The 24,982-nt window shown below is 68.0% G+C and carries 25 protein-coding genes; 14 read left to right on the forward strand and 11 right to left on the reverse strand.

The window, feature by feature from the left end:
* Positions 1-90 precede the first annotated feature (90 nt).
* The 4 genes from ACLBYD_RS13570 to ACLBYD_RS13585 form a co-directional block, all read right to left on the reverse strand.
* Entirely contained in the window at positions 91-1,014 is a 924-nt protein-coding gene (locus tag ACLBYD_RS13570) for a PaaI family thioesterase (RefSeq protein WP_447816852.1), read from the reverse strand.
* Between the two features lie 125 nt (positions 1,015-1,139).
* The gene (locus ACLBYD_RS13575) at positions 1,140-1,751 is read right to left on the reverse strand and encodes a DUF1707 SHOCT-like domain-containing protein (RefSeq protein ID WP_447816853.1); all 612 of its coding nucleotides are present in this window, start codon (positions 1,749-1,751) and stop codon (positions 1,140-1,142) included.
* A gap of 53 nt (positions 1,752-1,804) precedes the next feature.
* On the reverse strand, positions 1,805-2,461 hold the full coding sequence (locus ACLBYD_RS13580; protein ID WP_447816854.1) for a response regulator: 657 nt from the start codon (positions 2,459-2,461) through the stop codon (positions 1,805-1,807).
* Positions 2,458-3,663: a sensor histidine kinase gene (locus tag ACLBYD_RS13585; protein ID WP_447816855.1), complete on the reverse strand. Its 1,206-nt coding sequence runs from the start codon at positions 3,661-3,663 to the stop codon at positions 2,458-2,460. Before ACLBYD_RS13585 ends, ACLBYD_RS13580 begins: the two co-directional genes overlap by 4 nt.
* Positions 3,664-3,779: 116 nt before the next feature.
* Here ACLBYD_RS13585 and ACLBYD_RS13590 point away from each other — a divergent pair, with 116 nt between their 5' ends.
* Positions 3,780-4,313 (forward strand): hypothetical protein, encoded by a 534-nt coding sequence (locus ACLBYD_RS13590; protein ID WP_447816856.1) that lies wholly within the window; start codon positions 3,780-3,782, stop codon positions 4,311-4,313.
* Positions 4,314-4,430: 117 nt separating this feature from the next.
* Positions 4,431-4,889, forward strand: a complete 459-nt coding sequence (locus tag ACLBYD_RS13595; RefSeq protein ID WP_447816857.1) for a VOC family protein — start codon at positions 4,431-4,433, stop codon at positions 4,887-4,889.
* A gap of 9 nt (positions 4,890-4,898) precedes the next feature.
* On the opposite strand, the gene ACLBYD_RS13600 is transcribed toward ACLBYD_RS13595, so the two are convergent.
* Positions 4,899-5,918 (reverse strand): sigma-70 family RNA polymerase sigma factor, encoded by a 1,020-nt coding sequence (locus ACLBYD_RS13600; protein WP_447816858.1) that lies wholly within the window; start codon positions 5,916-5,918, stop codon positions 4,899-4,901.
* Between the two features lie 186 nt (positions 5,919-6,104).
* Here ACLBYD_RS13600 and ACLBYD_RS13605 point away from each other — a divergent pair, with 186 nt between their 5' ends.
* From ACLBYD_RS13605 to ACLBYD_RS13635, 7 genes are all read left to right on the forward strand, one after another.
* Complete coding sequence (locus tag ACLBYD_RS13605) at positions 6,105-7,541, forward strand: ABC1 kinase family protein (RefSeq protein ID WP_447816925.1); 1,437 nt, start codon at positions 6,105-6,107, stop codon at positions 7,539-7,541.
* Between the two features lie 113 nt (positions 7,542-7,654).
* The gene (locus ACLBYD_RS13610; protein ID WP_447816859.1) at positions 7,655-8,464 is read left to right on the forward strand and encodes a crotonase/enoyl-CoA hydratase family protein; all 810 of its coding nucleotides are present in this window, start codon (positions 7,655-7,657) and stop codon (positions 8,462-8,464) included.
* A gap of 39 nt (positions 8,465-8,503) precedes the next feature.
* Positions 8,504-9,661, forward strand: a complete 1,158-nt coding sequence (locus ACLBYD_RS13615) for an acyl-CoA dehydrogenase family protein (protein ID WP_059384086.1) — start codon at positions 8,504-8,506, stop codon at positions 9,659-9,661.
* A gap of 2 nt (positions 9,662-9,663) precedes the next feature.
* Entirely contained in the window at positions 9,664-11,232 is a 1,569-nt protein-coding gene (locus ACLBYD_RS13620; RefSeq protein ID WP_447816860.1) for an acyl-CoA synthetase, read from the forward strand.
* Positions 11,229-11,837 carry a TetR/AcrR family transcriptional regulator gene (locus ACLBYD_RS13625; RefSeq protein ID WP_447816861.1) on the forward strand — a complete coding sequence of 203 codons (609 nt, stop codon included), beginning with the start codon at positions 11,229-11,231 and terminating at the stop codon, positions 11,835-11,837. The genes ACLBYD_RS13620 and ACLBYD_RS13625 overlap by 4 nt, the downstream gene beginning before the upstream one ends.
* Complete coding sequence (locus ACLBYD_RS13630; RefSeq protein WP_447816862.1) at positions 11,834-12,979, forward strand: acyl-CoA dehydrogenase family protein; 1,146 nt, start codon at positions 11,834-11,836, stop codon at positions 12,977-12,979. Before ACLBYD_RS13625 ends, ACLBYD_RS13630 begins: the two co-directional genes overlap by 4 nt.
* Positions 12,976-14,016: an acyl-CoA dehydrogenase family protein gene (locus ACLBYD_RS13635; RefSeq protein ID WP_447816863.1), complete on the forward strand. Its 1,041-nt coding sequence runs from the start codon at positions 12,976-12,978 to the stop codon at positions 14,014-14,016. The genes ACLBYD_RS13630 and ACLBYD_RS13635 overlap by 4 nt, the downstream gene beginning before the upstream one ends.
* Before the next feature lie 19 nt (positions 14,017-14,035).
* On the opposite strand, the gene ACLBYD_RS13640 is transcribed toward ACLBYD_RS13635, so the two are convergent.
* A complete protein-coding gene (locus tag ACLBYD_RS13640; protein ID WP_447816864.1) occupies positions 14,036-14,458 on the reverse strand; it encodes an STAS domain-containing protein in 423 nt (140 codons plus the stop codon).
* Between the two features lie 291 nt (positions 14,459-14,749).
* Between ACLBYD_RS13640 and ACLBYD_RS13645 the strand changes: the two genes are divergently transcribed.
* Positions 14,750-15,976: an EAL domain-containing protein gene (locus ACLBYD_RS13645; protein ID WP_447816865.1), complete on the forward strand. Its 1,227-nt coding sequence runs from the start codon at positions 14,750-14,752 to the stop codon at positions 15,974-15,976.
* A gap of 16 nt (positions 15,977-15,992) precedes the next feature.
* Here ACLBYD_RS13645 and ACLBYD_RS13650 read toward each other — a convergent pair whose 3' ends face one another.
* The 3 genes from ACLBYD_RS13650 to ACLBYD_RS13660 form a co-directional block, all read right to left on the reverse strand.
* Positions 15,993-17,054, reverse strand: coding sequence for a DICT sensory domain-containing protein (locus ACLBYD_RS13650; RefSeq protein WP_447816866.1), 1,062 nt, complete (start codon positions 17,052-17,054; stop codon positions 15,993-15,995).
* A 133-nt stretch (positions 17,055-17,187) separates the two neighbouring features.
* A complete protein-coding gene (locus ACLBYD_RS13655) occupies positions 17,188-17,964 on the reverse strand; it encodes a CoA-transferase subunit beta (RefSeq protein WP_447816867.1) in 777 nt (258 codons plus the stop codon).
* The gene (locus tag ACLBYD_RS13660; protein ID WP_447816868.1) at positions 17,961-18,878 is read right to left on the reverse strand and encodes a CoA transferase subunit A; all 918 of its coding nucleotides are present in this window, start codon (positions 18,876-18,878) and stop codon (positions 17,961-17,963) included. Before ACLBYD_RS13660 ends, ACLBYD_RS13655 begins: the two co-directional genes overlap by 4 nt.
* A gap of 71 nt (positions 18,879-18,949) precedes the next feature.
* Between ACLBYD_RS13660 and ACLBYD_RS13665 the strand changes: the two genes are divergently transcribed.
* Positions 18,950-19,846, forward strand: a complete 897-nt coding sequence (locus ACLBYD_RS13665; RefSeq protein WP_447816869.1) for a LysR family transcriptional regulator — start codon at positions 18,950-18,952, stop codon at positions 19,844-19,846.
* A 53-nt stretch (positions 19,847-19,899) separates the two neighbouring features.
* Here the strand turns inward: ACLBYD_RS13665 and ACLBYD_RS13670 are convergent, their stop codons facing one another.
* Positions 19,900-21,333, reverse strand: coding sequence for an MFS transporter (locus ACLBYD_RS13670; protein ID WP_447816870.1), 1,434 nt, complete (start codon positions 21,331-21,333; stop codon positions 19,900-19,902).
* A 203-nt stretch (positions 21,334-21,536) separates the two neighbouring features.
* Between ACLBYD_RS13670 and ACLBYD_RS13675 the strand changes: the two genes are divergently transcribed.
* On the forward strand, positions 21,537-22,757 hold the full coding sequence (locus tag ACLBYD_RS13675; protein WP_447816871.1) for a CaiB/BaiF CoA transferase family protein: 1,221 nt from the start codon (positions 21,537-21,539) through the stop codon (positions 22,755-22,757).
* A gap of 163 nt (positions 22,758-22,920) precedes the next feature.
* On the forward strand, positions 22,921-23,235 hold the full coding sequence (locus ACLBYD_RS13680) for a WhiB family transcriptional regulator (RefSeq protein WP_447816872.1): 315 nt from the start codon (positions 22,921-22,923) through the stop codon (positions 23,233-23,235).
* Between the two features lie 5 nt (positions 23,236-23,240).
* Here the strand turns inward: ACLBYD_RS13680 and ACLBYD_RS13685 are convergent, their stop codons facing one another.
* Positions 23,241-23,933 (reverse strand): SDR family NAD(P)-dependent oxidoreductase, encoded by a 693-nt coding sequence (locus ACLBYD_RS13685; protein ID WP_248690669.1) that lies wholly within the window; start codon positions 23,931-23,933, stop codon positions 23,241-23,243.
* 216 nt (positions 23,934-24,149) lie between these two features.
* Here ACLBYD_RS13685 and ACLBYD_RS13690 point away from each other — a divergent pair, with 216 nt between their 5' ends.
* Complete coding sequence (locus tag ACLBYD_RS13690) at positions 24,150-24,863, forward strand: dienelactone hydrolase family protein (RefSeq protein WP_447816873.1); 714 nt, start codon at positions 24,150-24,152, stop codon at positions 24,861-24,863.
* Positions 24,864-24,982 lie beyond the last annotated feature (119 nt).

Consider the following 24,982-nt stretch of genomic DNA (forward strand, 5'->3'; position numbering starts at 1 on the left):
ATCTCTCCTCCGTGCGTCCTCGTTCCGACCATCGTGCGTCCGGACGCTCGAGGCACGGTGCGAGAAAGCTGGGAGATTCCTGCGAATCCGTTACGCGCGGGGGAACAGCTGGACGTTGGCGTGCGCGCGCACGTAGACGGTGCCGTCGGCGGCACACAGCGTCGTCTCGAAGGACGCGAGTCGCCGTCCGGCCCGCACCGCTTCGGATCGCAGTTCGATGACCGGCCCGGGGACGGCGGGCGAGCGGAGGTAGTCGAGCCCGATCTCCAGCACGCGATAGTCCTGATCGATGCCGGTCAGTGTCTGCGCGGCCAGGCCGGTGACGGCCTCCGCCATCGACACGAGCACACCGCCCTGCACCGAACCGATCACGTTGGCCATCCACTCGCGCGGTGACAGACGGGCCTGCACGACGCCGCGCTCGGCAGCCGTCACCTCGAGTCCGAGCAGACCGGCGAGCGGTCCGCGCGGAAGAGTCCCGGCGGAGATGCCTGTGACGATGTCGAGGCCGGGCAGTTCGGCCAGGATCGCCGCATCCGACCACGGTTCCGGCTCGTCCCGCTCCGGCACGGCCTCCGACGTCTCGGCGCCGAGTTCCATCGGTGTGCGCCCGACGACGATGGAGCGGCCGACCAGGTGCGCGACGAGAGCACCCTGCTCGTTGCGCACGTCGGTGCCCGACACGGCGGTGGACTCGTCGAAGAACAGGCTGCTGCCGTGACCGACGAGGGTCCCCGAGGTGGGGAAGGGGTGCGCGAGCGTCGCCGTCACGTGCGACAACACGGTCTGCGGGCGCTCACCGATCTCCGCGAACCGGGCGATACCGGCGGGCGCCCCCGCGGCGAAGTCTGTGAAGACGCCGATGGACGCGAGCGTGGTCTGCCCACGGTGGTCGAACAGATGCGGTCCGACAGGTTGGGTGACCGAGACCGATGCGTCGTCGGCGACCTCGATGCCGACGCCCATGAAACGACCCGGACGGTCGACGGTGAACTGTGCGGTCTCGATTGCCATTCCTTGCTTCTACCAGGAAGAGCGCAGCGGGGAGCAGTTGGGGAGTGGTTCGCCCCGGTTCGCGGTCGCCCGTCGGCTCAGCTCCGTGACTGTCGGTCGCTTCAGCTCCGTGACCGTCGGTCGCTTCAGCTCCGCGGCGTCTCCGGACTCCGACGACCCTCGAGTTCCCGGATCCGCTTCGACGCCTCCTCGAGTCGCTTCTTCCGCTCGGCGGCCTCCGACTTCTCGAGCTCCTCGTAGACCTTCTCGTCGTCGTCGCTGTACTTCAGGATCAACCGCGGAACGCTGAGCGTGACGATCAGCGACGGCCACACGATCCACGCGTAGCTCCAGTCGAGAGCGATCTGCAGGACGAGGAAGGTCACGAGCGTGACGCCGATGATGATCCAGTCCAGCGTCTCGACCATGCTGCCCCGTTCGCGGAGCGAGGCCAGTTCGTCCTCCGGGGACTGGGGTGCCGCCGCAGAGGAGCTGTCGTGGCGGACCGCCGGCGCGGAGGAGTCGTGGGTCATCCGGATGTGACCGTCGACCTGTTCGAGGGGAACACCGCCGGGTAGCCCTCGGAACGACGGGAGCAACGCCGAAAACGTTCGCGCCGAAGATATCTCCCCGGATCGTTCGTAGAACTCGGCGCTGTCGAGCCGGCCCGCGGCGTGGTGTTCGCCGAGTGCGTTCAGCGCGTGCATGCGTTCGGCGTCGCTGAGCAGCAGGTCGTCGTGATCGGAAGTGCCGGTCATTGCTTTTCCCGCGCTTTCGGAGTCGGTTGTCGAATCCTGGTGCATCCCCGATCCTAGGTCCGATGATCGGGCATGTCCCGGGCGAGGATGGCCGCCTGGATCCGCGATTGCAGCCCGAGTTTGTGGAGCACCCGGGCGACGTGCGTCTTCGCCGTGTTCTCGCCGATCCCGAGACGGGTGGCGATCTGGCGGTTGGACAATCCCTCGCCCAGACACGCGAAGACCTCCTGTTCGCGTGCGGTGAGGGCGTCGATATCCGGACCGTCCGGAACATCCTCCCGCCGAGTCGATTTCGAGACGAACGCGTCGATGACGGTTCGCGTGACCTGCGGTGAGAGCACGGACTCCCCGGAGTGCACCGCCCGGATCGCGTCGAGCATGGCATCCGCGGAGGCGGTCTTGAGGAGGTATCCGGCCGCTCCGGCCCGAAGACTCTCGAAGACGTACTCGTCGATCTCGAAACTCGTCAGCACCAGCACCCGGGCACTCGTCTCCTCGGTGATGGTGCGGGTCGCGGCGATCCCGTCGACGTGCGGCATGCGGATGTCCATGAGGACGACATCCGGGGCGAGGGCGCGCGTCTGCGACACCGCGACGGCACCGTCGGCGGCTTCGCCCACCACCTCGATGTCCTCGCTCGTGTGGAGCAGGAGCCGCAGGCCCGCGCGGATGGCGCTGTGGTCGTCGGCGAGCAACACCCTGATCGTCACGTCGTGCTCCTCTTCGCGATCGGCAGTTGCACGTATGTCCTCCATTCGTTCCCGTCGCGACCGGAGCGGGCGTGCCCGCCCACCGCGGCGGCGCGTTCGGCGATGTTGCGCAGGCCGTGCCCGGCGCCGCGGGCCGGTGACGGGTCTGGGGTGTCCGGGTCGCCGATCGGGTTCACCACCTCGATCCCGAGGCGGCCGTCGGTGTCGTCGAAACGAAGGGCCACCGGCCGTCCGGGTGCATGCTTGACCGCGTTCGTCAGGGTCTCCTGGACGATGCGGTAGGCCGTGAGATCGACCTCCGCGTCGAGGTCTGCGGGTGGACGACCGTCGATCCGGACGGAGGTGCCGGCGGCGCGTGCGGATGCGGTGAGCGGTTCGAGGTCGGCGAGGCGACCCGCGGTGGTGATCTCGTCGTCGGTGTCGTCGCTGCGCAGCAGACGCACCATCGACTGCATCTCCTGCAGGGCGGCCACGCTGCCGGAGCGCACGGACTCGAGCACGGTCAGCGCTCTGTCGGGATCGGAATCGCGGAGGCGGAGCGCGGCCTCGCTCTGGATCGCGATCGACGACAGGTGCCCCGCCACGACGTCGTGCAGGTCGCGGGCCAGACGCTGTCGCTCGGTGGTGATGGCGGCGCGACGGTCCAGTTCCGCGACCCGCGAGAGAGCCTCGGCGCGTGCCCGTTCGATCTCGGCGGCGTCCCGATGTGTGCGGACGGATCGGGCCCACCAGATCGGGACGACGATCACGAGCGCGGCGATCGACACGGCCCATACGGCGATGCGCAGTTCTCCGAAGTACACACCGAGCGCGACGGCGCCGACGACGATCGGGACCAACGGGGCGCGTTCGAGGAAGCGACTGGTCCGCGCCGAGCCGAAGAGCGCTGCGGCATACAGCAGGTCGCCGTATGCGATCCAGACCGGCAGCGAAGGGCCGACGACGAGGTCGACCAGTACCGGAACCGTGCCCAGCAGGAGTGCGAGAAGCGGTCGTGTGCGACGCATCGTCATCGGTGCACACACGCACGCGAGCAGAACCAGCCACACCCACAGCGGCTGCGGCGGCCGATCCTCGACGAGCACACCGAGATCCAGCGCGTACAACAGCGCGCCACCCGCGAAGTACGCGAGGGCGACGAGCAGGGAGTTGTAGCGCGGGTTCACGAATCCCACTCGAATCTCGGATTCACGGTTGTCCACGGGAACGATTCGACCACAACCGGGGGAGGATCAGGGTCGGCGTCACCCGAAGTGATGAGGCATCTGCCGCCCATCGGGCGACGCGCGCAGGGGGATGTGCGCGCGATTCTGAGGTCATGTTCAGCCACATCGCCGCCTTCATCGTCGGATGTGAGATCGCATTCTGGGTCGTGCTCGCGGCCGGACTCGTGTTCCGGTACCTGCTCGGGCTCGGCAGGCCGGGTGCGGTGCTGCTCGCCCTGATCCCGCTGATCGACGTCGTCCTGCTCGCGGCCGTCGCCGTGGATCTGCACAACGGCGCGGAGGTCGGCTGGGTCCACCGTGTGGCCGGCATCTATCTCGGTGTGAGTGTCGCCTTCGGGCCGAGCGTCGTCCGGTGGGCCGACCGGCGGTTCGCCTACCACTTCGCGGGTGGTGCGAAACCGGAACGCGCTCCGAAGGAAGGCCCGGAGGCCTTCCGCAAGGAATGTGCGGACTTCGGGCGATGGCTGCTCGCGGCCGGGATCAGCGCAGCCGCCGTGCTCGGGCTCGGGTCGACCGTCGCGAACGGCGAACAGGCCTCGGCGCTGTACGGAATCTTCCCCACCCTCGCCACGATCACGGTGATCTGGCTGATCACGGGCCCGGTCTGGGTGCTCGGTAAACAGTGACGACCACACCGCGCCGAGAAATCTCGGGGTGCGCGATGAGTTCTCGCGGGGCGGCCGGTCTGTATCCGTGACACCCACACCGCGCCCGCGCAGGACGGGCCGAACGCAGGAGAAACCATGTCGCGCATGCTGTTCGTCAACCTCGCCGTAGAGAACGTCGCCGCCTCCCGTGCATTCTTCGACACGCTCGGATTCACCTTCAACGACATGTTCTGCGACGAGAACACCGCGTGCCTGGAGATCAACGAGCAGACCTACGTGATGTTGCTCGAGAAGCCGCGATTCCGCGACTTCATCAACGACGACATCTGCGACACCACGAAGGCGCGTGAGGCGCTGATGTGCGTCTCGGCCGACAGTCGCGACGGCGTCGACGCGCTCGTCGACGGCGCGATCGCGGCCGGCGGCAGCGAATGGGTGACGACCGGCGCGCAGAAGGCGCAGGAGGAGATGGGGGACTACGCGTACCAGCGGGCGTTCCGCGACCTCGACAACCACGTCTGGGAGGTCATGTGGATGGACATGGCCGCCGCTCAGCAGGCCGATGCCACGGAAGCTGCGCCTGCCGAGGCGTGACCTTCGACGTCAGCGGGCTGCCGGGTCCTCCGGCAGCCCGAACCTGGCGAACAACCCGGCGGTGTCGTCGGAGAAGAAGACGGTGGCGTGCGCGACCCTACCGTCGACGATGTCGAGCACCTGCAGTTGGAAAGGGTGGTGGCGGTCGTCCTCCCCTCGCATGTACAGCCCGAATGCCGGCTGGCCGTTGGCCACGGCGGGAAGCAGCACCTGGTCGCCGGGGCCCTTCGCGGGGCACTTGTGCTTGATGAGGGTGACGATCGCGTCGGGGCCCTGGTACCAGCCCTCGAAGGGCGGCATCTCCCAGACGGCGTCCTGGGTGAGCATCTCGACGAGCGAATCGATGTCGTACTTCTCGAAGCCGTCGACCCAGCGCTGCAGCAACGCCTTGGTCTCGGCGCTGTCGGGTTCGGCGAGGTCGTCGTCGCGGACCTGGGCGTCCTTCAGCTGCGCACGTGCCCGCTGCAGAAGGCTGTTGACCGCCGCCGTCGACGTGTCGAGCGCGGCTGCGACCTCGGTGGCGCGCCACTGCAGGACCTCGCGGAGCAGCAGGACCGCGCGCTGGCGGGCGGACAGGTGTTGCAGAGCAGCGACGAAGGCGAGGCGGACGGAATCGCGGGAGGCAGCGATGGTGGCGGGATCCGACGGATCGTCGGTGGCGTACCCCACGGGGAACGGCTCGAGCCACGGCACCTCGGGGCGGGTGACCAGATCGTCGGTGGGATCGGAGCTGGGCGCGCCGAGCCCGGTGGGCAACGGCCGGCGACTGCGGCCTTCGAGCGCCGTCAGGCACACGTTGGTGGCGATCCGGTGCAGCCACGTGCGCAGTGAGGAGCGGCCGCCGAAGTTCTCGTAACCGCGCCAGGCGCGCAGATAAGTCTCCTGGACCAGGTCTTCCGCATCGTGCAGCGACCCGCTCATGCGATAGCAGTGGGCGAGCAGTTCGCGACGGAACGGCTCGGCGAGTTCCATGAAATCGGTCGACGTCGATGTCGAACCGGCAGTTTCTTCGAGCAGTTGTTCGGTCATGAGCGCGATACCCCCGGCTGATCGGACCCGAATCCGCTACCCGTCAGAGAGTAGTCGGGGGCACCGACAGAAGACAGATGATCGCCGGGTCTCGATCGGGGCGCCGGATGCAGGTACCGTGCACGAAGTCGCGCCGAGGTGAGCGCGTGGTGGACGGAGTGGGGACAGGTCGTGCACGAGTACACGCTGCGCGAAGGCGTATCCGGAGCGCAGGGCCACAGCAGGTCCGAGCGCAACGGGCCCGTCGGCCCCTTCGCCGACGGACTTCCACCCGGTGCCCTGGACGTCGAGCGGCCTCCGCTCGACCGGTTCGGCCCGGCCGAGCTCGGACGGGCAGTGGTCGTCGCCGCCGTCCTGATCACCTTCGTGGTGTGGGCGGTGCTGCGGTGGACCGTCCGGCCCCGGCAGCACAGCGTCGTCGAAGCGGCCGCGCACGGCACCGTCGACGCCTTCGAACATCTCGGACCGACCTTCGTGAAGCTGGGCCAGCTCATCGCGTCGTCACCCGGACTGTTCCCCGCGGCCCTTGCCGACGCGTGCCTGCGCATGCTCGACGACGTGCCGACCTTCCCTTCCGAGCAGGCCCGCGCGGTGATCGAGGAGGATCTCGGACACCGCATCGACGAGATGTTCGAGTCGTTCGACGATGTGCCGCTCGCCGCGGCGTCTGTGGCCCAGGTGCACGGGTGCGTGCTGCGCGACGGCCGACGGGCCGTGGTGAAGGTGCAGCGACCGGGGATCGCGCACCGCATGCTCGTCGATCTGCGCGCCGCCTACATGGGCGCGAAGCTGCTACAGCTCTTCGAGTTCTTCCGTATCGCGAACACTCCGGGGATCATCCGCGATCTCTACAACGCGACGATGACCGAGCTCAACGCGGCGGTCGAAGCGGATCGTCAGGATCGTTTCCGCCGTAACATCTCCGCGTTCGGCGACAACGCCTACGTCACGGTGCCCGAGGTGTACTGGCAGTGGTGCGGTCCGCGGGTGATCTGCATGGAGCGCCTGCAGGGCAAGCCCGTCGACCGGGTGGTGCCGGGCCAGGACGATCTCGACACCTCCCTGCTCGTGCGCCGCGGAGTGAAGGTGTGGATGGAGGCGGTGCTCTGTCACGGCCCGTTCCACGGCGACGTGCACGCGGGCAATCTCTGGCTGCTCGACGACGGACGTGTCGCACTGCTCGACTTCGGCATCGTCGGCGAACTGCCCGAGAAGTGGCGCGCGCTGCTGCGGGCGTTGTTCCGCGCCGCGCTGCTCGACGGGGACTTCACGGCGGTCGCGCAGAGTGTGCGGGCGCTCGGTGTCGCCGCCGACCTCGACGTCGACGACGCGGCGGTCGGCCGGCAGGTTGCCGAGATCTTCGGTCCGCTGCTCGGTCAGGACGTAGGGGAGTTGCGGCTCAGCGAACTGATCGGCGCGCTCGTCTCGCTCGGACGCAAGTGGAACACGTCGACGCCCGAGGAGCTCGTGTTGTTCGGGAAGCAGCTCGGATATTTCGAGCGCTACGCGACCGCGCTGGCGCCGGGCTGGGTGCTCGGCCGCGATCCCTTCGTCTTCCGGAACATCTTCCCGGACGAGGTAGCCATAAGAATCGCCGAATCGAACGTGAGCCTGCCCGACTGAGCCACGAGCCCGTTCGGTCTTTACAGGATCCGACCGGCCCCGTAATTTGAACGATCGTTCGACCAAATTATGGTGCGAGCCACACACTGGCTACCGGAAGGACCGCGACCCCAATGGCAACTTCGCAGGACGTCGTACTGAGCACGCGCGACGGAAACGTCGTGACCTGGACGATCAACCTTCCGGAGGCGCGCAACCCGATCTCGGGTGACGACGTCGTCGACCGTCTCGTCGAGCTCGCCGAGGAGGCCAACCGCGACATCGACACCCGCGTCGTCATCCTCACCGGCGCCGGATCGGCCTTCTCCGCCGGCGGCAACGTCAAGGACATGGACGAACGTCGCGGCATGTTCGGCGGCAGCCCCCACGCCCTGCGCGAGGGCTACCGTTACGGCATCCAGCGCCTGCCCCGCGCCATCTACCACTGCGAGGTCCCGATCATCGCCGCGGTCAACGGACCGGCCGTGGGCGCCGGCTGCGACCTCGCGATGATGTGCGACATGCGGATCGCCTCGTCGAAGGCGTTCTTCGCGGAGAGCTTCGTCAAGCTCGGCATCATCCCCGGCGACGGCGGCGCCTGGCTGCTTCCGCGCGCGGTCGGGGCGGCGCGCGCCGCCGAGATGGCCTTCACCGGCGACCGCGTCGACGCCGCGACGGCACTCGACTGGGGCATGGTCTCGCAGGTCGTCGAACCCGAGCAGCTCCTCGACGCCGCGAATGCGCTCGCCGCCCGCGTCGCCGTCAACCCCCCGAACGCACTGCGCATGACGAAGAAGCTGCTGCGCGAAGGTCAGCGCGTCGATCTCGACACGCTCCTCGAACTGTCGGCCTCCTTCCAGGCGCTCTCGCACCACACCGAGGATCACCGCGAAGCCCTCTCGGCGTTCCTCGAACGACGCACCGGTGACTTCACCGGCAACTGACCTTCCCTCTCCTTCCCCCCACACCCCGGAGGACAAGCCATGCAGCGGACGATCTTCACCGAAGAACACGAGCAGTTCCGGAAGATGGTGCGCGACTTCATCGAACGTGAGGTCGCGCCGCATCGCGAGGAATGGGACGAGATGGGTCGCCCGCCCCGCGAATTCTTCCGCCGGCTGGGCGAACTCGGCATCCTGGGGATCCAGGTCCCCGAGGAGTTCGGCGGAGGCGGCGAGTCCAGCTTCAAGTTCAACACGATCGTCTTCGAAGAGGTTGCGCGCGCCGGAGTCTCGTTCGGCTCCTACACCGTGCACGCCTGCCTGATCCTGCCCTACCTGCTCGAGTACGCGACCGAGGAGCAGAAGCAGCGCTGGCTGCCCGGCTTCGCCGACGGCTCGATCATGACCGCGATCGCGATGACCGAGCCCGGCACCGGCTCCGACCTCGCCAACATCGCGACCTCGGCGAAGCTGTCCGAGGACGGCAAGCACTACATCATCAACGGCGCGAAGACCTTCATCACCGGCGGCGTCACCGCCGACCTCATCCTCACGGTCTGCCGTACGAGTCCGTTCGATCCTGAGAACCGCCGCGGCGGCCTGTCGATCATCGCGGTGCCCACCGACAGCGAGGGCTTCGCGGTGGGCCGCAAGCTCGACAAGATCGGCCTGCACCAGCAGGACACCGCCGAGCTCTCGTACACCGACGTGAAGGTGCCGGTCGAGAACCTCCTCGGTGAGGAAGGCGCGGGCTTCGGCTACCTCACCCACAACCTGCCGCAGGAGCGTCTGAGTATCGCTCTGAACCAGGTCGGCTTCGCCGAGGCCGCCATCGCCCACGCGATCGCATACACCAAGGAACGCAAGGTCTTCGGCAAGCCCGTCGCCTCGTTCCAGAACACCAAGTTCGTGCTCGCCGAGTGCTCGGCCGAGACCCAGGCCGCGCGTGTCTACGTCGACCACTGCCTCGAACTGCTCGACCGCAAGGAACTGACGGTCGCCGATGCGGCCCGCGCGAAGCTGTTCTGCACCGAGGTCTCCGGTCGCGTCATCGACAAGTGCCTGCAGCTGCACGGCGGCTACGGCTACATCACCGAGTACCCCATCGCCCGGCTGTACGCCGACACCCGCGTGACCCGGATCTACGGTGGCACCAGCGAGGTCATGAAGACGATCATCTCCAAGGATCTGGGGCTGTAGGCATGTACCCGGGCCGTTACGCCGCCGTCGCCCCGGATCGGCCCGCCGTGCACGAGGCCGCGACCGGCCGGACGCTCACCTATCGGGAGCTCGAGGACGCGTCCGTCCGGTTCGCGCACTGGCTGCGCGCACACGACGTCGGGAAGGGCGACCACATCGCGGTCGTCACCGTCAACGACGCCACTGCGTTCGAACTGTACTGGGGGGCAGTTCGTTCGGGCGTCTACGTCACCTTCGTCAACACGCATCTCGCTCCCGTCGAGGCCGCGTACATCGTCGACGACTGCGACGCGAAGGTGCTCGTCGTCTCGGCGCCGCTCGCCGACCTCGCCGAGGCGATCGTGCCGCTCACCCCGAAGGTGACGCACCGTGTCGCCTTCGGAGGGCAGGTGCCCGGACATCTCGTGTACGAGGAGGAGGTGGCGGGTCTTCCCGTCACCCCGATGCCGGACCAACCCCGCGGCAGCGACATGCTGTACTCCTCCGGCACCACCGGGCGCCCCAAAGGCATTAAGCCCGCTCTCTCCGGTGCCCAGATCGGTGACGAGCCCGGTCTTCCGCTGCTGAAGCAGGTGCGCCGCTTCGGTTTCGACGAGAACACCGTCTACCTGTCGCCGGCACCGATCTACCACGCCGCGCCCTTGCGGTACGGCGTGTCGACGCAGGCGCTCGGTGGCACGGTCGTGCTCATGGAGCGGTTCGATCCCGAGTTCAGCCTCGCGTGCATCGAGAAGTATCGCGTGACCCACAGCCAGTGGGTGCCCACGCATTTCGTGCGCCTGCTGAAACTGGCCCGCGAGGTCCGAGAGCGCTACGACCTGTCGTCGATGCGGTGCGCGCTGCACTCGGCGGCGCCGTGCCCGGTCGAGGTCAAACAGGAACTCATGCGGTGGTGGGGCGAGATCGTCTACGAGTACTACTCCGCGACCGAGGCGATCGGCAACACCCTCGTCACCCCGCAGGAGTGGCTCGACAAGCCCGGAACGGTCGGGAAGACCGGCGGCCCGGGCACACTCGGCCTGGCGCGCATCTGCGACGAGCACGGCAACCGGCTGCCCACGGCGGAGATCGGCACCGTCTACTTCGAGCGGGACGACTTCTCGTTCGAGTACCACAAGGATCCGGAGAAGACGGCGTCCACCAGGCACCCCTTCGAGGGCAACTGGTACACGACCGGCGACATCGGATATCTCGACGAGGACGACTATCTGTTCCTCACCGGGCGCGACAAGTTCACGATCATCTCGGGTGGGGTGAACATCTACCCGCAGGAGATCGAGAACGTCCTCGCGCTGCACCCGTCGATCGCGGATGTCGCTGTGGTCGGTGTGCCGGACGCGGACCGCGGTGAACGCGTCGAAGCGTTCGTGCAGCTCGTCCCCGATGTGGAGGGATCCGACGAGCTCGAGGACGACATCATGGGGTTCTGCCGGGAGCGCCTCTCGCGTTTCAAGTGCCCCCGGCACGTGCGGTTCGTCGACGAACTGCCGCGCACGCCGACGGGCAAGATGGTCAAGGGCAGGCTCGGCGAGCTGATCGCGCGGTACGCCGATACGGGAGCGTTGTCGTGAGAGTGCTGTCGCCGAAGCAGCGCGTCTTCATCGAGGCGGGCCGGAAGGAGTTCGTGCGCAACGGATACGGCTCGTCGTCGATCCGGACCATCGCGCAGGAGGCAGGCGTGAGCCTGTCCGCCCTGTACTACCACTACAAGAACAAACAGGATCTGCTGCTGGCGATCCTGCTCGACGGCGTCGACACCTACGACGCGGTCTGTGACGCCGAACTCGCCCGCGCCGGCGACGATCCGGTCGAGCAGATCCGCGCGTTCGTCAAGGGGAACGTCATATTCCGCACGCAGTTCCCCGAACAGGGTCGCATGATCGCGACGGAGGTGCGCAACCTCGAACCCGAGGGTGCGCGACTGTACGAGGAACGCCGGCGTGCCGGCCGAAGGCGGATCCGCGACATCATCGATCGCGGTGTCGCACAAGGCGTCTTCACCACGAAGTATCCCGACGACTGCCGCCGATCGATTTTGGCGATGGTCTCGGCTATCGCCAACTGGTACGACCCCGCGGGTCCGGACGGCCCGGCCGAGATCGCGGAACGCTACGCGGACCTGTCGCTGGCGCTGTTGTGTCCCATCATCACCGGTGGAGAAGGAGATTCACGATGAGTGCACGACTCGTGCCGAGGGCGGGTACCCCCGACCCGGCACTGACGGAACTCCGTGCCGAGGTACGGGCGTTCCTGAAGGAACAGATCGATGCGGGCGTGTTCACCCCGGGCATCGACACCTGGCTGACGCGATGGAACCCCGAGTTCACGCGCGCACTTGCCGTTCGCGGTTGGGTCGGCATGACGATCCCCGTCGAGTACGGCGGACACGGACGTACCTTCATGGAGCGCTTCGTCGTCACCGAGGAGCTGCTCGCGGTGGGCGCGCCGGTCGCCGCCCAGTGGGTCGCCGACCGTCAGGCCGCACCGTCGCTGCTGAAGTACGGCACCGAGGAGCAGAGGAAGCGGTTTCTGCCGGGCATCGCGGCCGGTGAGATCTGCTGGGCCATCGGCATGTCCGAGCCCGACTCCGGATCCGACCTCGCGAGCGTCAAGACGAAGGCCACGAAGGTGGACGGCGGGTGGCGGATCTCCGGCACCAAGCTGTGGACGTCCGGGGCGCACCACGCCGACGCCTTCTTCGGCCTCGCGCGTTCCGCACCGCTCGATCCGGCGCACCGCCACGACGGGCTGAGCCAGTTCATCGTGCTGCTCGACTCCCCGGGCGTGACCATCCGGCCGATCCTGTCGATGTCCGGCGACCACCACTTCAACGAGGTGCTGCTCGACGACGTCTTCGTCCCGGACGACCTGGTGCTCGGACAGATCGGCGCCGGCTGGGAACAGGTGACGAGCGAACTCGGCTACGAGCGCAGCGGTCCCGAACGTTTCCTGTCGACCTTCGGGGTGCTCGAATCCCTCGTACACGGTGTGGCCGACGGCAGCGTCGAAGCGGACACCCGCATCGGAGCGACCATCGGGCGCATCGCGGGTCTGCACCGCATGTCCACCGCGGTCTCCGAGTCCCTCGAGCGTGGCGAGAATGCCGAACTCGCGGCGTCGGTCGTGAAGGTGCTCGGCACGAAGACCGAAGGGGACCTGGCGGATCTCGCCGACGAGATCGCGGGATACACCGCGGCCGACGCACATCTGGCCGAGCTCGTCCGGGCAGGAGTCATGCAACGACCGGGCTTCACACTGCGCGGCGGCACGAGCGAGATCCTCCGCGGGGTCATCGCACGAGGATTGGGGATGAGATGAGCGGGCAGGACGCACTGCAGTCGACGGAACTGCGCGACTTCGCACAGATGCTGTCCGAGGTGTTCACCTCGGGCGACGACCACCGCATCGGTGACGTCGTCGAACTCGATCGTGCCCTGTGGAGCACCCTCACCGAGCTCGGCCTCGATCGGCTCACCGGTTCGGAGGACAGTGGTGGAAGCGGCGCGGGATGGCTCGAAGCCGCCCTGCTGCTCGAAGCTGCCGGCAGTGCTGCTGCTGCCGTGCCGGTGGCCGAGAACGATCTGCTCGCGGGTTGGCTCCTCGAACAGGCAGGCCTCGAGGCGGCGCCGGCCGTGCGTACCGCCGCGGTGCTCGACGCCGACGGCCGCGCGCGCCACGTGCCGTGGGCCCGGTTCGCGGACTCGATCGTTGTTCTGTGGGAGTCGCCGCAGGGATGGCAGGTCGCCGAGCTCGCACGCGGCGACGTCGAGATCGTCGAGGCCGTGAATCTGGCGGCGGAGCCCCGCGATCACGTGTGCGTCGACCTGTCGGCACTGTCCGGGCGCGACGTTCCGGCGGGCACCGCCGACGAGTTCCGCTACCGGGGCGCGCTCGTCCGTGCGCTGGCCACCGCGGGTGCGATGGATCGGATCCTCGAGCTCGTCGTCGAACACACCACCGCGCGCGTGCAGTTCGGTCGTCCGCTGGGCAAGTTCCAGGCGGTGCAGGCGCTCGTCGCCGACATCGCCACCGAGGCCTCGCTCGTGCACGCCGCCGCGGACGGCGCGGTCGATGCCGTTCTCGCCGGAGGTTTCGGTGACGCGTCGACCCGCTTCGCAATCGCAGCGGCTGCGTCGTGTGCCGGACATGCGGCCTCGGTCGTCGCCCGCAACGCGCATCAGGCGCTCGGCGCGATCGGCTTCACGATGGAACACGAGCTGCATCGGCACGCCAACCGGATCCTGTCGTGGCGCAGCGAATTCGGGACGGTCGCGTCGTGGGACTCCGAACTGCTCGCCGCGGCCGGTGAGGCCGGGGACGTGTGGGCGTTGATCACGGGTGGCCCGGCGCGCTGATCGCCGCCGGTCGCCTTCGTCAGGCGGCTGACGGGCTCCCGGCCGTGTCGCACTCGGTGCGGTCGGTGACGTCGAGGTCGGGAGCGAGGATGTCGAGCAGCATGCGTACCTGGCGCGTGGGTGCGACGACATGGAAACGGCCGGGCCGGATGTGAACGGCATCGGCGAGCATCGAGGCGACCTCGGAGTACATGAAGGTCACCTCGGTCAGGTCGACGACGACGTGGTCGCCCGAGTGTGCAAGGTCGCCGAGAGTGGAGGCGAACTCCGCTCGGGCGGTCATGTCGAGATCACCCTTCGCCCGCAGGACACTGCAGCGACGGGAGGGGGAGTGGACGTCGAGACGGTAGCGCGGCGCCCGGGCGACGGTCGCTGCACCGGAACGTGAGGGTGCCCCGGTGTGGGTGATGATCCTGCGGGTGGTGCTCGTACGTGTGCTCATTGCGGTCTCCTGTCGGCGTGGATTCGTGCCGTCCGGTGCGGGCTGGATCCTGAGCAGGCGGTCGGCCTGCCGTGGTCACGGTGGGAATGCGGGTCGCGGTGAGAACTCGCCTCGGGCTTGCACAGAGCCTGTCCGACGGAGGTCGCTTCCCGACGACCCGTTCTATAACGGAACGATAACGCAATATCACAGTCCGATAACGGTGATCGTGTGAGCTGCGGAAACTGTCGAAGATGCCCGCCTCGTCGGCCCGAGCGGACGATCGGTGGCCGGAGATGGGATGCTGGATCCATGAGCGCTGTTCCTGCCGACGCTGCCGCTGACGCGGAGGCCGCGTTCGGCGGCCTCGTCGTGGAGACGGAGCTCGCCCCCATCCACCGGCTCGGCAGCGGTGCGCTGTCCGCCGTCGAACTGCAACTGCGTGGTCCGGAAGGATCATCGTTGCACGATGCGACCGCTCTGAGCGAGGCCGCCCGGGCCATGCATCAGAAGTCGGAACTGGACCGGATCAAGTGGCGCAGGGCCGGTCGGCACGCCGAGTCGGCGGTTCCGCATCTGGTGACCGTCGATCTCGATTCGCTCGACGAACTCGGCGCGCTCGGGGATCGAGGGGGCCCGACCACGGTCGCTCTCATCACCGAGCAGGCGCTGATCGCCGCCCCTGCCAGGACGCTGCGCACCATTGCGGCGGCGCGCACCGCCGGCATGCTCGTCGCGGTGGACGGTGTGGGAGCGCGTGCTCAGGCCCTCGCGCTGCTGCCGCTCGTCGAACCGGATGTGATCATCACGTCGCCGGCCTTGATCGCGCGTGCGGCCGACTCCTCGACGGCGAGGATTGCGCACGCCGTCGCCGCGTACATCGAATCCAGCAGCGCGGTCGTCATCGCGCAGGGCGTCGATTCGGAACTGCATCGCCGCCGCGCTCTGGGATTGGCCGCCGAATACGGAATGGGCGCGCTGTATCCGGCAGTCGGATCGACCGGGGATGCCGCGCAAGCGGATTCGGATGTCGAACCGATGTCGCTGCGTCCACGACCGGCCGTTCCCGACGGCCCCGAGCTCACCCCCTTCGCTCTGGCGTCCGAAGGGCGCAGGCGCACACGTAGTTTCAAGCGACTTCTGGTGTCGATGAGCAAGCTGCTCGAGACCAACGCGGTGGGAGCCGGACCGGAGACGATCGCGCTCGGCACCTTCCAGCGCGCCGAGCACTTCACCCCGACCTCCCGGGCACGATGGGCGCAGCTCGCCGAGCAGGTCGCCTACACCGGGGTCTACGGCGTCGGAATCGATCCCTACGTCGACTCCGCGGTACACCACGCGCCGTTGGACCCGAACGATCCGATGGTCGACGAATGGAACGTCGTCGTCCTCGGCCCGCACTTCGCGTGCGTGCTCGCCGCGCTCGACATGCACACCGACGCAGCGGATCTCGACCGCGAATTCCACTACGTGCTGTCCTACGACCGCGGCACCGTGATCCGGTGCGCCCACAGCATCCTGGCGCGTTTCGAGGGGTGACCCGAGGGAGAACGGCTCAGGACGACGGTGGGGCCTCCAGGGGTACCGGTCGGGGACGGGACAGGGTCGCGCGCGCCGCGCGGGCGACGGCCTCCCGGTCGTAGGAGACGACGTACTCGAACTCCCGCTCGCCGCCGGCCGTTCGACGGTGCAGGTCGAGGGCCGAGAGCGCGCACGCGAACGACTCTCCCAGGAGGATGACGTTCCACTCGTCGACGAGGGGATCGTGCGGCTCGATCGGGACGAGGTCCGGGCCCGAGGTGCTCGTGCCGAACCCGACCGCGAAGACCGCGACGTGCGCGAGGGTGTCGGCCATCGACAGCCATCGTCTGCGTGCGGCCCCGGTGAAGTGGTCGTGGTGCTGGAAGGTGCCGAGGGCGATCGTGTCGGGTCCGGCCTCCCCGGCTCGCGCCTCGAGGTCGGCGCTCATGGACACGAGCAGACCCTTGCCGCTCCGCACGCGTTCCCGACCGGCAGACAGGATGCGGAAGGGCGTGGCGGTCGCGTCGTCGAGCGGTGCGCTCCAGGTGGGTTCACGGAACAACCCGCCGCGCGGCGACGAAGGACCGGCCTCACCCTCCGCAACGTGTAGTGCTGTACCGCAACCGAAATCGATACCGTGGGCGAGGGCCGCCTCGCGATGAAGGTCGGAGTCGACGCCCTCGGCGAGAACGACGGAGTTCGTGCGCTCGTCATGAGCCCGCAACGACAGCAGGGTCGTGGCGGCCCGCACGTCGGATGCGACGAGTGCCTCGGCCGGTACGACGACCACCTCCGGTTCCACCAGGGCCAGGACCACCGTGGCGCGCGACGCCGATTCCGCGATGCGCACCGCCACGGCGAATCCGCGCTCGCGCACAGCGGCGATCCGGTGCAGCACTGTCGCGGGATCGGCGAACACCTCGTGCTCGTCGACGAGCGCGACGGCAGCGCGACCGGCCACCGACCCACGCGCGAGGTCGGTCAAGGGCATCAGGACGGGGACGCCCCGATCCGCGCCGGAGTCCGCCACGGTCAACGGCATCACGGCCGCGACGACCGTGCCGTCCACGAGGTCGTGGATCGCGCTCGCGTGCATGACGTGCCGCCTTCCCGCATCACGCGGCGGTCCGTCCGCCGAGCATCACGCCGGACGCGCGCAGGCTCGCAGGATCCGGGCGTCGTCCGTTGCGGACATCCTGCCAGCCGCCACGTCGGTCACGTCGACGGGATCACCGCAGATACAGGCGGACCTTGTCGATCTCGTTGCGCAGCAGGTCGATCTCCTCGGCGGTGGGATCCTCGGTCAGCGTCAGCTCGTCGGAGACCTTCAGATCCCAGCCGGTGGCGGCGTGGACCTGGTCGACGGTGACACCGCGGTGGATGCTGGTCAGTTCGAGTTCGGCGAAGGGATCCTGCCGCGACAGCACGCCCAGGCTGGTGAACACCTTCGTCACCCCGCGGCCGCGAGGCATGATGCCGATGCCCGCCTCGCGGGCACGCACCGGACTCGGGGTCGTGCAGAAGTCCAGTTCGGCGGGGAAGGCGCTCGGATCGTGGCGTCGCATGATCACGAACACCTCGCCGGCGTTGGGCATGATCTCGACGGCTCCGCCGCCGCCGGGCAGGCGCACGGTGGGCTTGTCCCAGTCACCGATGATGCTGGTGTTGAGGCTGCCGTAGCGGTCGATCTGCGCCGCACCGAGGAACCCGACGTCGACGTTGCCGCCCTGCAGCACGTACCCGAACAGCGACGCCATGGACACCACGGATTCGGCGCCGGAGACCACGACGGAGTCGGCGATGCCCTCGGCCATCGCCTCGGGGTGCGCACCGCAGACACCGGATTCGTAGATCAGCTCGACGTCGGGGTTCGACGTGCGAGCTGCGAGGTCGACGGCGAGGGTGGGCAGACCCACTCCGGCGAAGACCCGGGCCTTGCCGGCCAGGGCCCGCGCGGCGACGGAGACGATCAGTTCGGTGGTGGAGAAGGTTTCGGTGGTGGTCACTTTCGGCTCCCGTAGTCGACGGTCCCGGAGGGGCGCGGCGCGACCTCGAGGTCGGCCCAGTACTCCTCGCCCAGTTTCTCGAGGTATTCGGCGTGATCGGCGGTGGTGAGGACCCATTCCTTCAACCAGGTGCGCAGTTGCTGGGGGTCCTTGCTGATCGCGGTCCATCGGCGGTAGAACGCGCAGTCGCGGTCGTAGTAACCCTGCGCATAGGAGGGGTGCGCTCCGCGCGGGCTCAGCACCACCGCGTCCACCGCGTGCGAGGGGACGAGGGTGCGGCTGGGATCGGAGCGGATCACGTCGTCGTCGACGATCTCCTCGACCACCACGATGGCCTTCTTCGCGGCGTAGACCGCTTCCTGCTGCACACCGGCGATGCCCCAGATCTGGACGTTGCCGGAGCGGTCGGCGCGCTGCGCGTGGATGATCGTCACGTCCGGGTTCAGCGGAGGCACGACGTAGACGCTGCCGCCGCCGAAGGGATCGTCGACGAGCCGGATGTTCGGGTTGATCTTCGGCAGGTCGCTGCCGGCATACGAGCGCAGCGGGAAGAAGGGCAGCCCGGCCGCGCCGGCCTGGTAGCGGCAGACCATGCCGTAGTGGCTGTACTCCTCGACCTCGAGTGCGACGGGGTCGTGGTTCTCGATGCGACGGCGGATCTCGTAGAGCGACCCGGCCGAGCCGCTGGCGAAGAACGACGCGACGAGCTTCGACACGCAGTCGGCGGCGATGAGCTGATCGGAGATGATGTCGGGGGTCATGCGGCACAACGTCAGGTCGCGCCTGCCCTGCCGGATGATCTCGTGCGCCGCCGCGAACGGGATGAGGTGCGAGAAACCCTCGAGGGCAACGGTCATGCCGTCCTCGACATAGGTGGCGATCGCCTCGCGCATGGTCATGAGTTTGTCCGGCATACCGGTCGTCCTCCGTGTGGTCGGTAATTCGGTGTCGGATATCAGGCGCCCGCAGGCGCAATAATCGACGGGTGGAGATCCAGCAGGTGAAGGCGTTCCTGGCGGTGGCGGAGGAACTGCATTTCGGTCGCGCGGCGCAACGGCTGCACATGGCCCAGCCGCCGCTCAGCCGCACGATCCGCAGGCTCGAGAAGGAACTCGGCGCCGAACTCTTCGAACGCAACACCCGCAGCGTGCGGTTGACGGAGAGCGGTCGTGCGCTCGTGGAGCCGGCCCGGAACATCCTCGACGCCTGCCGGCTCGCCGAGATGGCGGTGACCGCCGCGGGGTCGGGTCAGACCGGCAGGGTCCGTATCGGTTTCGCCGGTTCGTCCTCGCACTATCTCGTGGGCCGGTGGGCGAAGCTCGTGCGGCGCACTCATCCCGGTATCGAATTCGTGCTCGACAGTTCGGCGTACGCGAGCGAGGCGCTCAACAAGCTGGCCGCGGGCAAGCTCGACATCGGCATCGTGCGCCTGCTGTTCTTCCCACCGGGGATCGCGTCGCGCGTCGTGGCCCGAGAGAACCTCGTCGTGGCGCTGCCCAAGGAGCACCCGCTCGCCGACCGTGAGCAGGTCCGGCTCGAGGACCTCGCGCACGAGGCGTGGGTGATGCTGCCCGCCGAACCCGGATCGATGCTGCGCGAGCTGTTGCTCCGTCTCGCCCACGACGTCGGATTCACGCCCAGAATCGTTCAGAGCGCCCCGGATTCGCTGTCGCTGATCGCCCTGGTCTCGGCCGGAGTAGGATGTTCGATGACGGTCTCGTCGGTCGCGGCGAACGTCATCAACCCCGAGGTCGTGTTCGTTCCTCTCGCAGATCATCCCGAGCCGCTCGACGTACGGCTCGTGTGGCGGGAGGACGACGACAGTGCCGCGCTGCGGGAGGTTCTCCGCCTCTCCGAGGAAGCGCTGCCGACTCCGGAGTGACCGGGGCCGGCCNGGCGACTGCGCCGGCCGGCCCCGAGTGCGAAGGATCCGTCCTAGGCATGGACGTGATCTCGTGGGGTGTCGTCGGAGCGAGGGGTGTCCTCGGCGCCCGGCGTGCGGCGGTCGCGCTCGGCCGCCTCCGACTGCTCGAGGGCGAGTTCGTCGGCGTCGGACTTCTCGGCGACCGACGGTGCCTTCGGGTCGTATCCGGTGCGCTCGAGCAGTGCCAGGGTGCACACGAGGGAGACCGCTGCGTAGCAGGCCGCCGCGATGGCCACGCCGGTGACGTCACCGGACGAGTTGAGCAGGTACTGGGCGAGAACCGGGGTGCCACCACCGACGATCAGCGAGCACAGCTGGTAGGCGAGCGACAGGCCCGAGTACCGGATGTTCGCCGGGAAGGCGCGGGCCAGGATGCCGGCGATCGCGCCGTAGAACATCGAGTGCGGAATCGTCGCGAGGCACATACCGATCACGGCGACCGCGAAGGTCTCGGTGCGGATCGCGAAGAACATCGCCGGCATGAGGAACAGCTCCGGGACGATCATCAGGAGCATGGCCTTGCGCATGTCGATCTTCGACACCAGCACGGCACCGAACGGCTGCACGATGAACTGCACGACGAGGGCGATGGCGATGATCGCGAGGAAGGTGCCGCGCTCGTAACCGAGTTCGCTCGTCGCCCACGACAGCGCGAAGGTGTTCTTGAAGTAGGTCACCTGGGCGAGGGGCAGTGCGCCGGCGCCGAGCAGGACCAGGACCCAGTGCTTGCGCAGCACTTCCTTGATCGGGAGCTTGACGGTCTTCTTGCGTGCCAGAACGGCTTTCATCGCGTCCGATTCCTCGAGCTTGAGGCGGATCACCATGCCGATGACGACCAGCACGCCCGAGAGCAGGAACGGGATGCGCCAGCCCCACATCATGAACTGCGGGGTGGGCAGCGCTGCGAGGAAGAAGAAGGCCATCGTCGACAGCAGGTTGCCGGCGGGCGAACCCTGCTGCGCGAACGCCGAATACAGGATTCCCTTGCCCTTCGGGGCGTTCTCGCTGGCGATGAGGACGGCACCGCCCCATTCGCCGCCGACCGCGACGCCCTGCACGATGCGCAGGAAGACCAGCAGGACCGGCGCCCACATCCCGATCTGTGCGTAGGTCGGGAGCAGGCCGATACCCACCGTCGCGATGCCCATCATGACGAGCGTGATGACGAGGGTGTTCTTGCGTCCGATGCGGTCGCCGAGATGGCCGAAGATGACGCCACCGAGGGGGCGGGCGAGGAAGCCGGCCCAGAGGGTGACGAACGCGAGGAGGGTCGCGACACCGCTCGAGAGTTCGTCCGAGAAGAAGACCTGGCCGAACACCAGCGCGGCGGCCGTGCCGTAGATGTAGAAGTCGTACCACTCGATGGTGGTGCCGATGAAGGAGGCGATACCGGCCTTGCGGGCCTTCTTCGCGATCTCCTGATCGGTAGGTGTGGACGAACTCATGCGCCCTCCGTCTCTTACGCCCCCGACGAGGCGGGTGGAATGTGGTCTGCGTCTCAACAGAGAGTGGCAGGGCTCGGCTTTCCAGTCCAATACCCAATGGAACGCGGATCGATACCCCAGAGGTATTACCGGGGAGTCGGTGTTCGGACTGGTAGACATACACCGACGCCGGACGGGAACCGCGGACGCGAAAGGACACACGGGTGACGAGCGACGGAACCAATCGGAGCGAGGTCGAGGTTTCTGCAGGCCTGCCGCTGGAGGGCATCACCGTGGTGAGCCTCGAGCAGGCGGTCGCCGCGCCCCTCGCGACGCGCCATCTCGCGGATCTCGGAGCCCGGGTCGTCAAGGTCGAACGCGTCGGCGACGGCGACTTCGCGCGCGTCTACGACGGCGCGGTGCAGGGACTGGCCGCCCACTTCGTGTGGCTCAACCGCGGCAAGGAATCCTTCGCCGTGGACCTGAAGGCGCCCGAGGGCATCGACGCGGTGAAGAAGCTGATCCGCGGCGCCGACGTCTTCTTGCAGAATCTCGCACCCGGCGCGGTGGAGCGTCTCGGACTCGGTGCCGACGACCTGCGTGCGGATCACCCGGAACTGGTGGTGGTCAACATGTCGGGATACGGCACCGACGGACCGATGCGCGACCGCAAGGCCTACGACATGCTCGTGCAGTCCGAGACCGGCCTGTGCTCGATCACCGGCACGCCCGAGACGGCGGTGAAGACGGGCATCCCCACCTCGGACATCGCCGCGGGCATGTACGCGCTCACCTCGATCCAGGCGGCGCTGCTGCGCCGGCACCGCACCGGCGTCGGCGCGACGATCGACGTGTCGATGTTCGACGCGACCGCCGAATGGCTCGGCTACCCGATGTACCTGCAGATGTACCAGGGACGCCAGGTGCCGCGGATGGGTCTGTCGCACACCTCGATCGCGCCGTACGACAAGTACCCCACCTCGGACGGCGAGATCCTCATCGGCGTGCAGAACGACCGGGGCTGGCGCACGCTCACCGATGTGCTCGGCATGCCCGAACTGGGCGACGATCCGCGCTACGCCACCAATCTCGAGCGGGTGCGTCGCCGCGAGGAGGTCGATGCGCTGGTCGGGCAGGCCACCAAGCAGTTCACGAGCGCAGAGCTCGACGAGAAACTCGCCGACGCCGGTGTGCCGGCCGCACAGTTGCGGGATCTGCGCGGACTCATCGAGCACCCCCAGCTCGCGACGCGCGACCGCTGGCGTGAGGTGCAGACCGAGGCGGGTCCGGTGCGCGGCATCCTGCCGCCGATGAACTTCCGCGACGTCGAACTGCCGATGGGTGCGGTTCCGGGTCTCGGTCAGCACACCGACACGGTGCTCGCCGATCTCGGGCTCACCGACGAGCAGATCGCGGGCCTGAAGAAGGCCGGCATCGTCGGCTGATCCGCTCTGCTCCGTCCGCTCATCAAATGTGCGGCCATAAATTCCGGTGCTTATAGGTATCCGAAGCGACTGGCATCGTCGATTCTGATGGATTCGTGCTGCTCAGCGATTGACGATCCCCGCCGGGTACCGAAAAATGGCCGTACAAATACTCGTTCGACGAGTGCGGGTCCGCGATGACCCGATGGGCAAGGAGGCGGCGATGTACGGATCCGGCGACCGTGACTGGGTGGTCGCGGCGCGGTGCCGCGGGGTGGACACGTCGATGTTCTTCCCTCAGTCCGAGGACGGCCGCGGTGCGGTGCTCCGGGCCGAGCGACAGGCGAAGGAGGTCTGTCGCTCCTGCCCGGTGATCGACGCGTGCCGAGCGCACGCCTTGCGTACCGGAGAGACGCACGGCGTATGGGGCGGCATGAACTACGCCGAACGGCGAGCGTTCGAACGCTCGATGAAACTCGGTCGCCTCCAGTCGGCCTGACGCTGTCAGCCGACGTTGGTGACGGGGATCAGGCCACCGGTGATGGAGGCGCCCGCATCGGAGATCAGGAACTCGATGACCTTCGCGATGTCGGCCGGCTTCGACCAGCGGCTCGTGTCGGCGTCGGGCATCGCGGCGCGGTTGGCCGGGGTGTCGATGACGACCGGCAGCAGCGCGTTGACGCGGATGTGATCGTCGCGGTACTCGAGCGCCATGGTCTCGACCAGCGCCGACACCGCCGCTTTGGAGGCGATGTAGGAGGCGCCGCCCGGGAAGGGGTTGAGCGTCGCGGCGGTGGAGATGCAGACGATCGATCCACCGCCGCGGCGGATCAGGTGGGGCAGCGCCGCCTGGCTGACGGAATAGGCGGTGCGCAGGTTGAGGTCGAGCTGGGAGTCGAGCACCTCGATCGGGGTCTCGTGCACCCGCGGTCCCGAGGCGAAGCCGCCGACGAGGTTGACGACGCCGAACAGGGGAGCGTCGGGATCGTCGCACGCCAGGTTCAGGGCGTCCTCGAGCTGCTGCTCGTCGGAGAGGTCGGCCTGGACCAGTTGCAGGTTCGGATGCGTGCCCACGCGCTCGAGCTCGTCACGGACCAGCCACGGCACCACGACCCGCCATCCGGTGTCGAGGAGATGTTTCGTCACGGCGCTGCCGAGGCCGCCGGTGCCACCACTGACCAATACGGTGCGAGCCATCTGCCTGTATCCCTTTCGAGCGAGCCGTCTGCCGTGCTCCGATCGTCCGCCAGTGCACGAGAGGAACGATACCGCAAATCGGAAATGATGTTCTCATTTTTTTCGGTGGGTGGGACGGACGGTCCCTGAGCTGCGGCGACGAGTGGATGCGCTGCCCGGTGAACGACTTCGTACGAAGATCATGACGAACAAACGACGCAAGGGAAAGGACGGTCGATGACCGACATCGAGGCAGAATTCGTTCACATCGCAGGTCTGCGCGCCTATCTGGCCAGGCCGCTCGGTGGTGCCACCGGAGGAATGCTGCTGCTGCCCATGATCACCGGCATCGACGCCCAGGTCCGCGAATACGCGCACGACATCGCCGGAACCGGCGTGACCGCGCTCGTCTGGGACCCCTGGCACGGACCGAGCGCCGACGACACCTCGCGCGAGGAACTCGTGGAGTTGATGCGGGGCCTCGACGACGAGAAGTGCCTCGCGGAGATGGCGACCCTGCTCGACCATGCCTTCGGTGAACTGCGCCTGGAGAAGGTCGGCGTGATCGGATGGTGCCTCGGCGGACGCCTCGCCCTGATCCTCGGCGCCCGCGACACGCGGGTCGCGAACGTCGTGGCCTACCACCCGTCGATCGCGGTGCCGCCCGCCCCGAACCACACGATCGACGCCGTCGAGCAGGCAGGTCGCGTCGCGGCACCCGTCATGGTGCTGCACGCCGGCGCCGACACGATCATGAGGGCCGAGACCTTCGCGAACCTGCAGGCGACGCTGCAACAGCGCGAGACCGGCGCGACCATCACCCACGTCTACCCGGGCGCCGAACACGGTTTCTCCTCCCGCGACCGGCACGGCAATCCCGTCAACGCCGACGCCTACGCCGTGTCGTGGCCACAGGCGCTGAGCTTCGTCGGCGACACCGTCCGCTCCTGACGCGTTCGCTACAAAGTTGGCTTTCCGCTGCGGTGATTGCCGGCAATTGCTGTAGCGGAAAGCCGATCTTGTAGCGGATGAGCAGAATTTTTCGGGAGAAACGGTTGCACATGCGCGCG

Source organism: Rhodococcus sp. C26F (genome assembly GCF_053345925.1).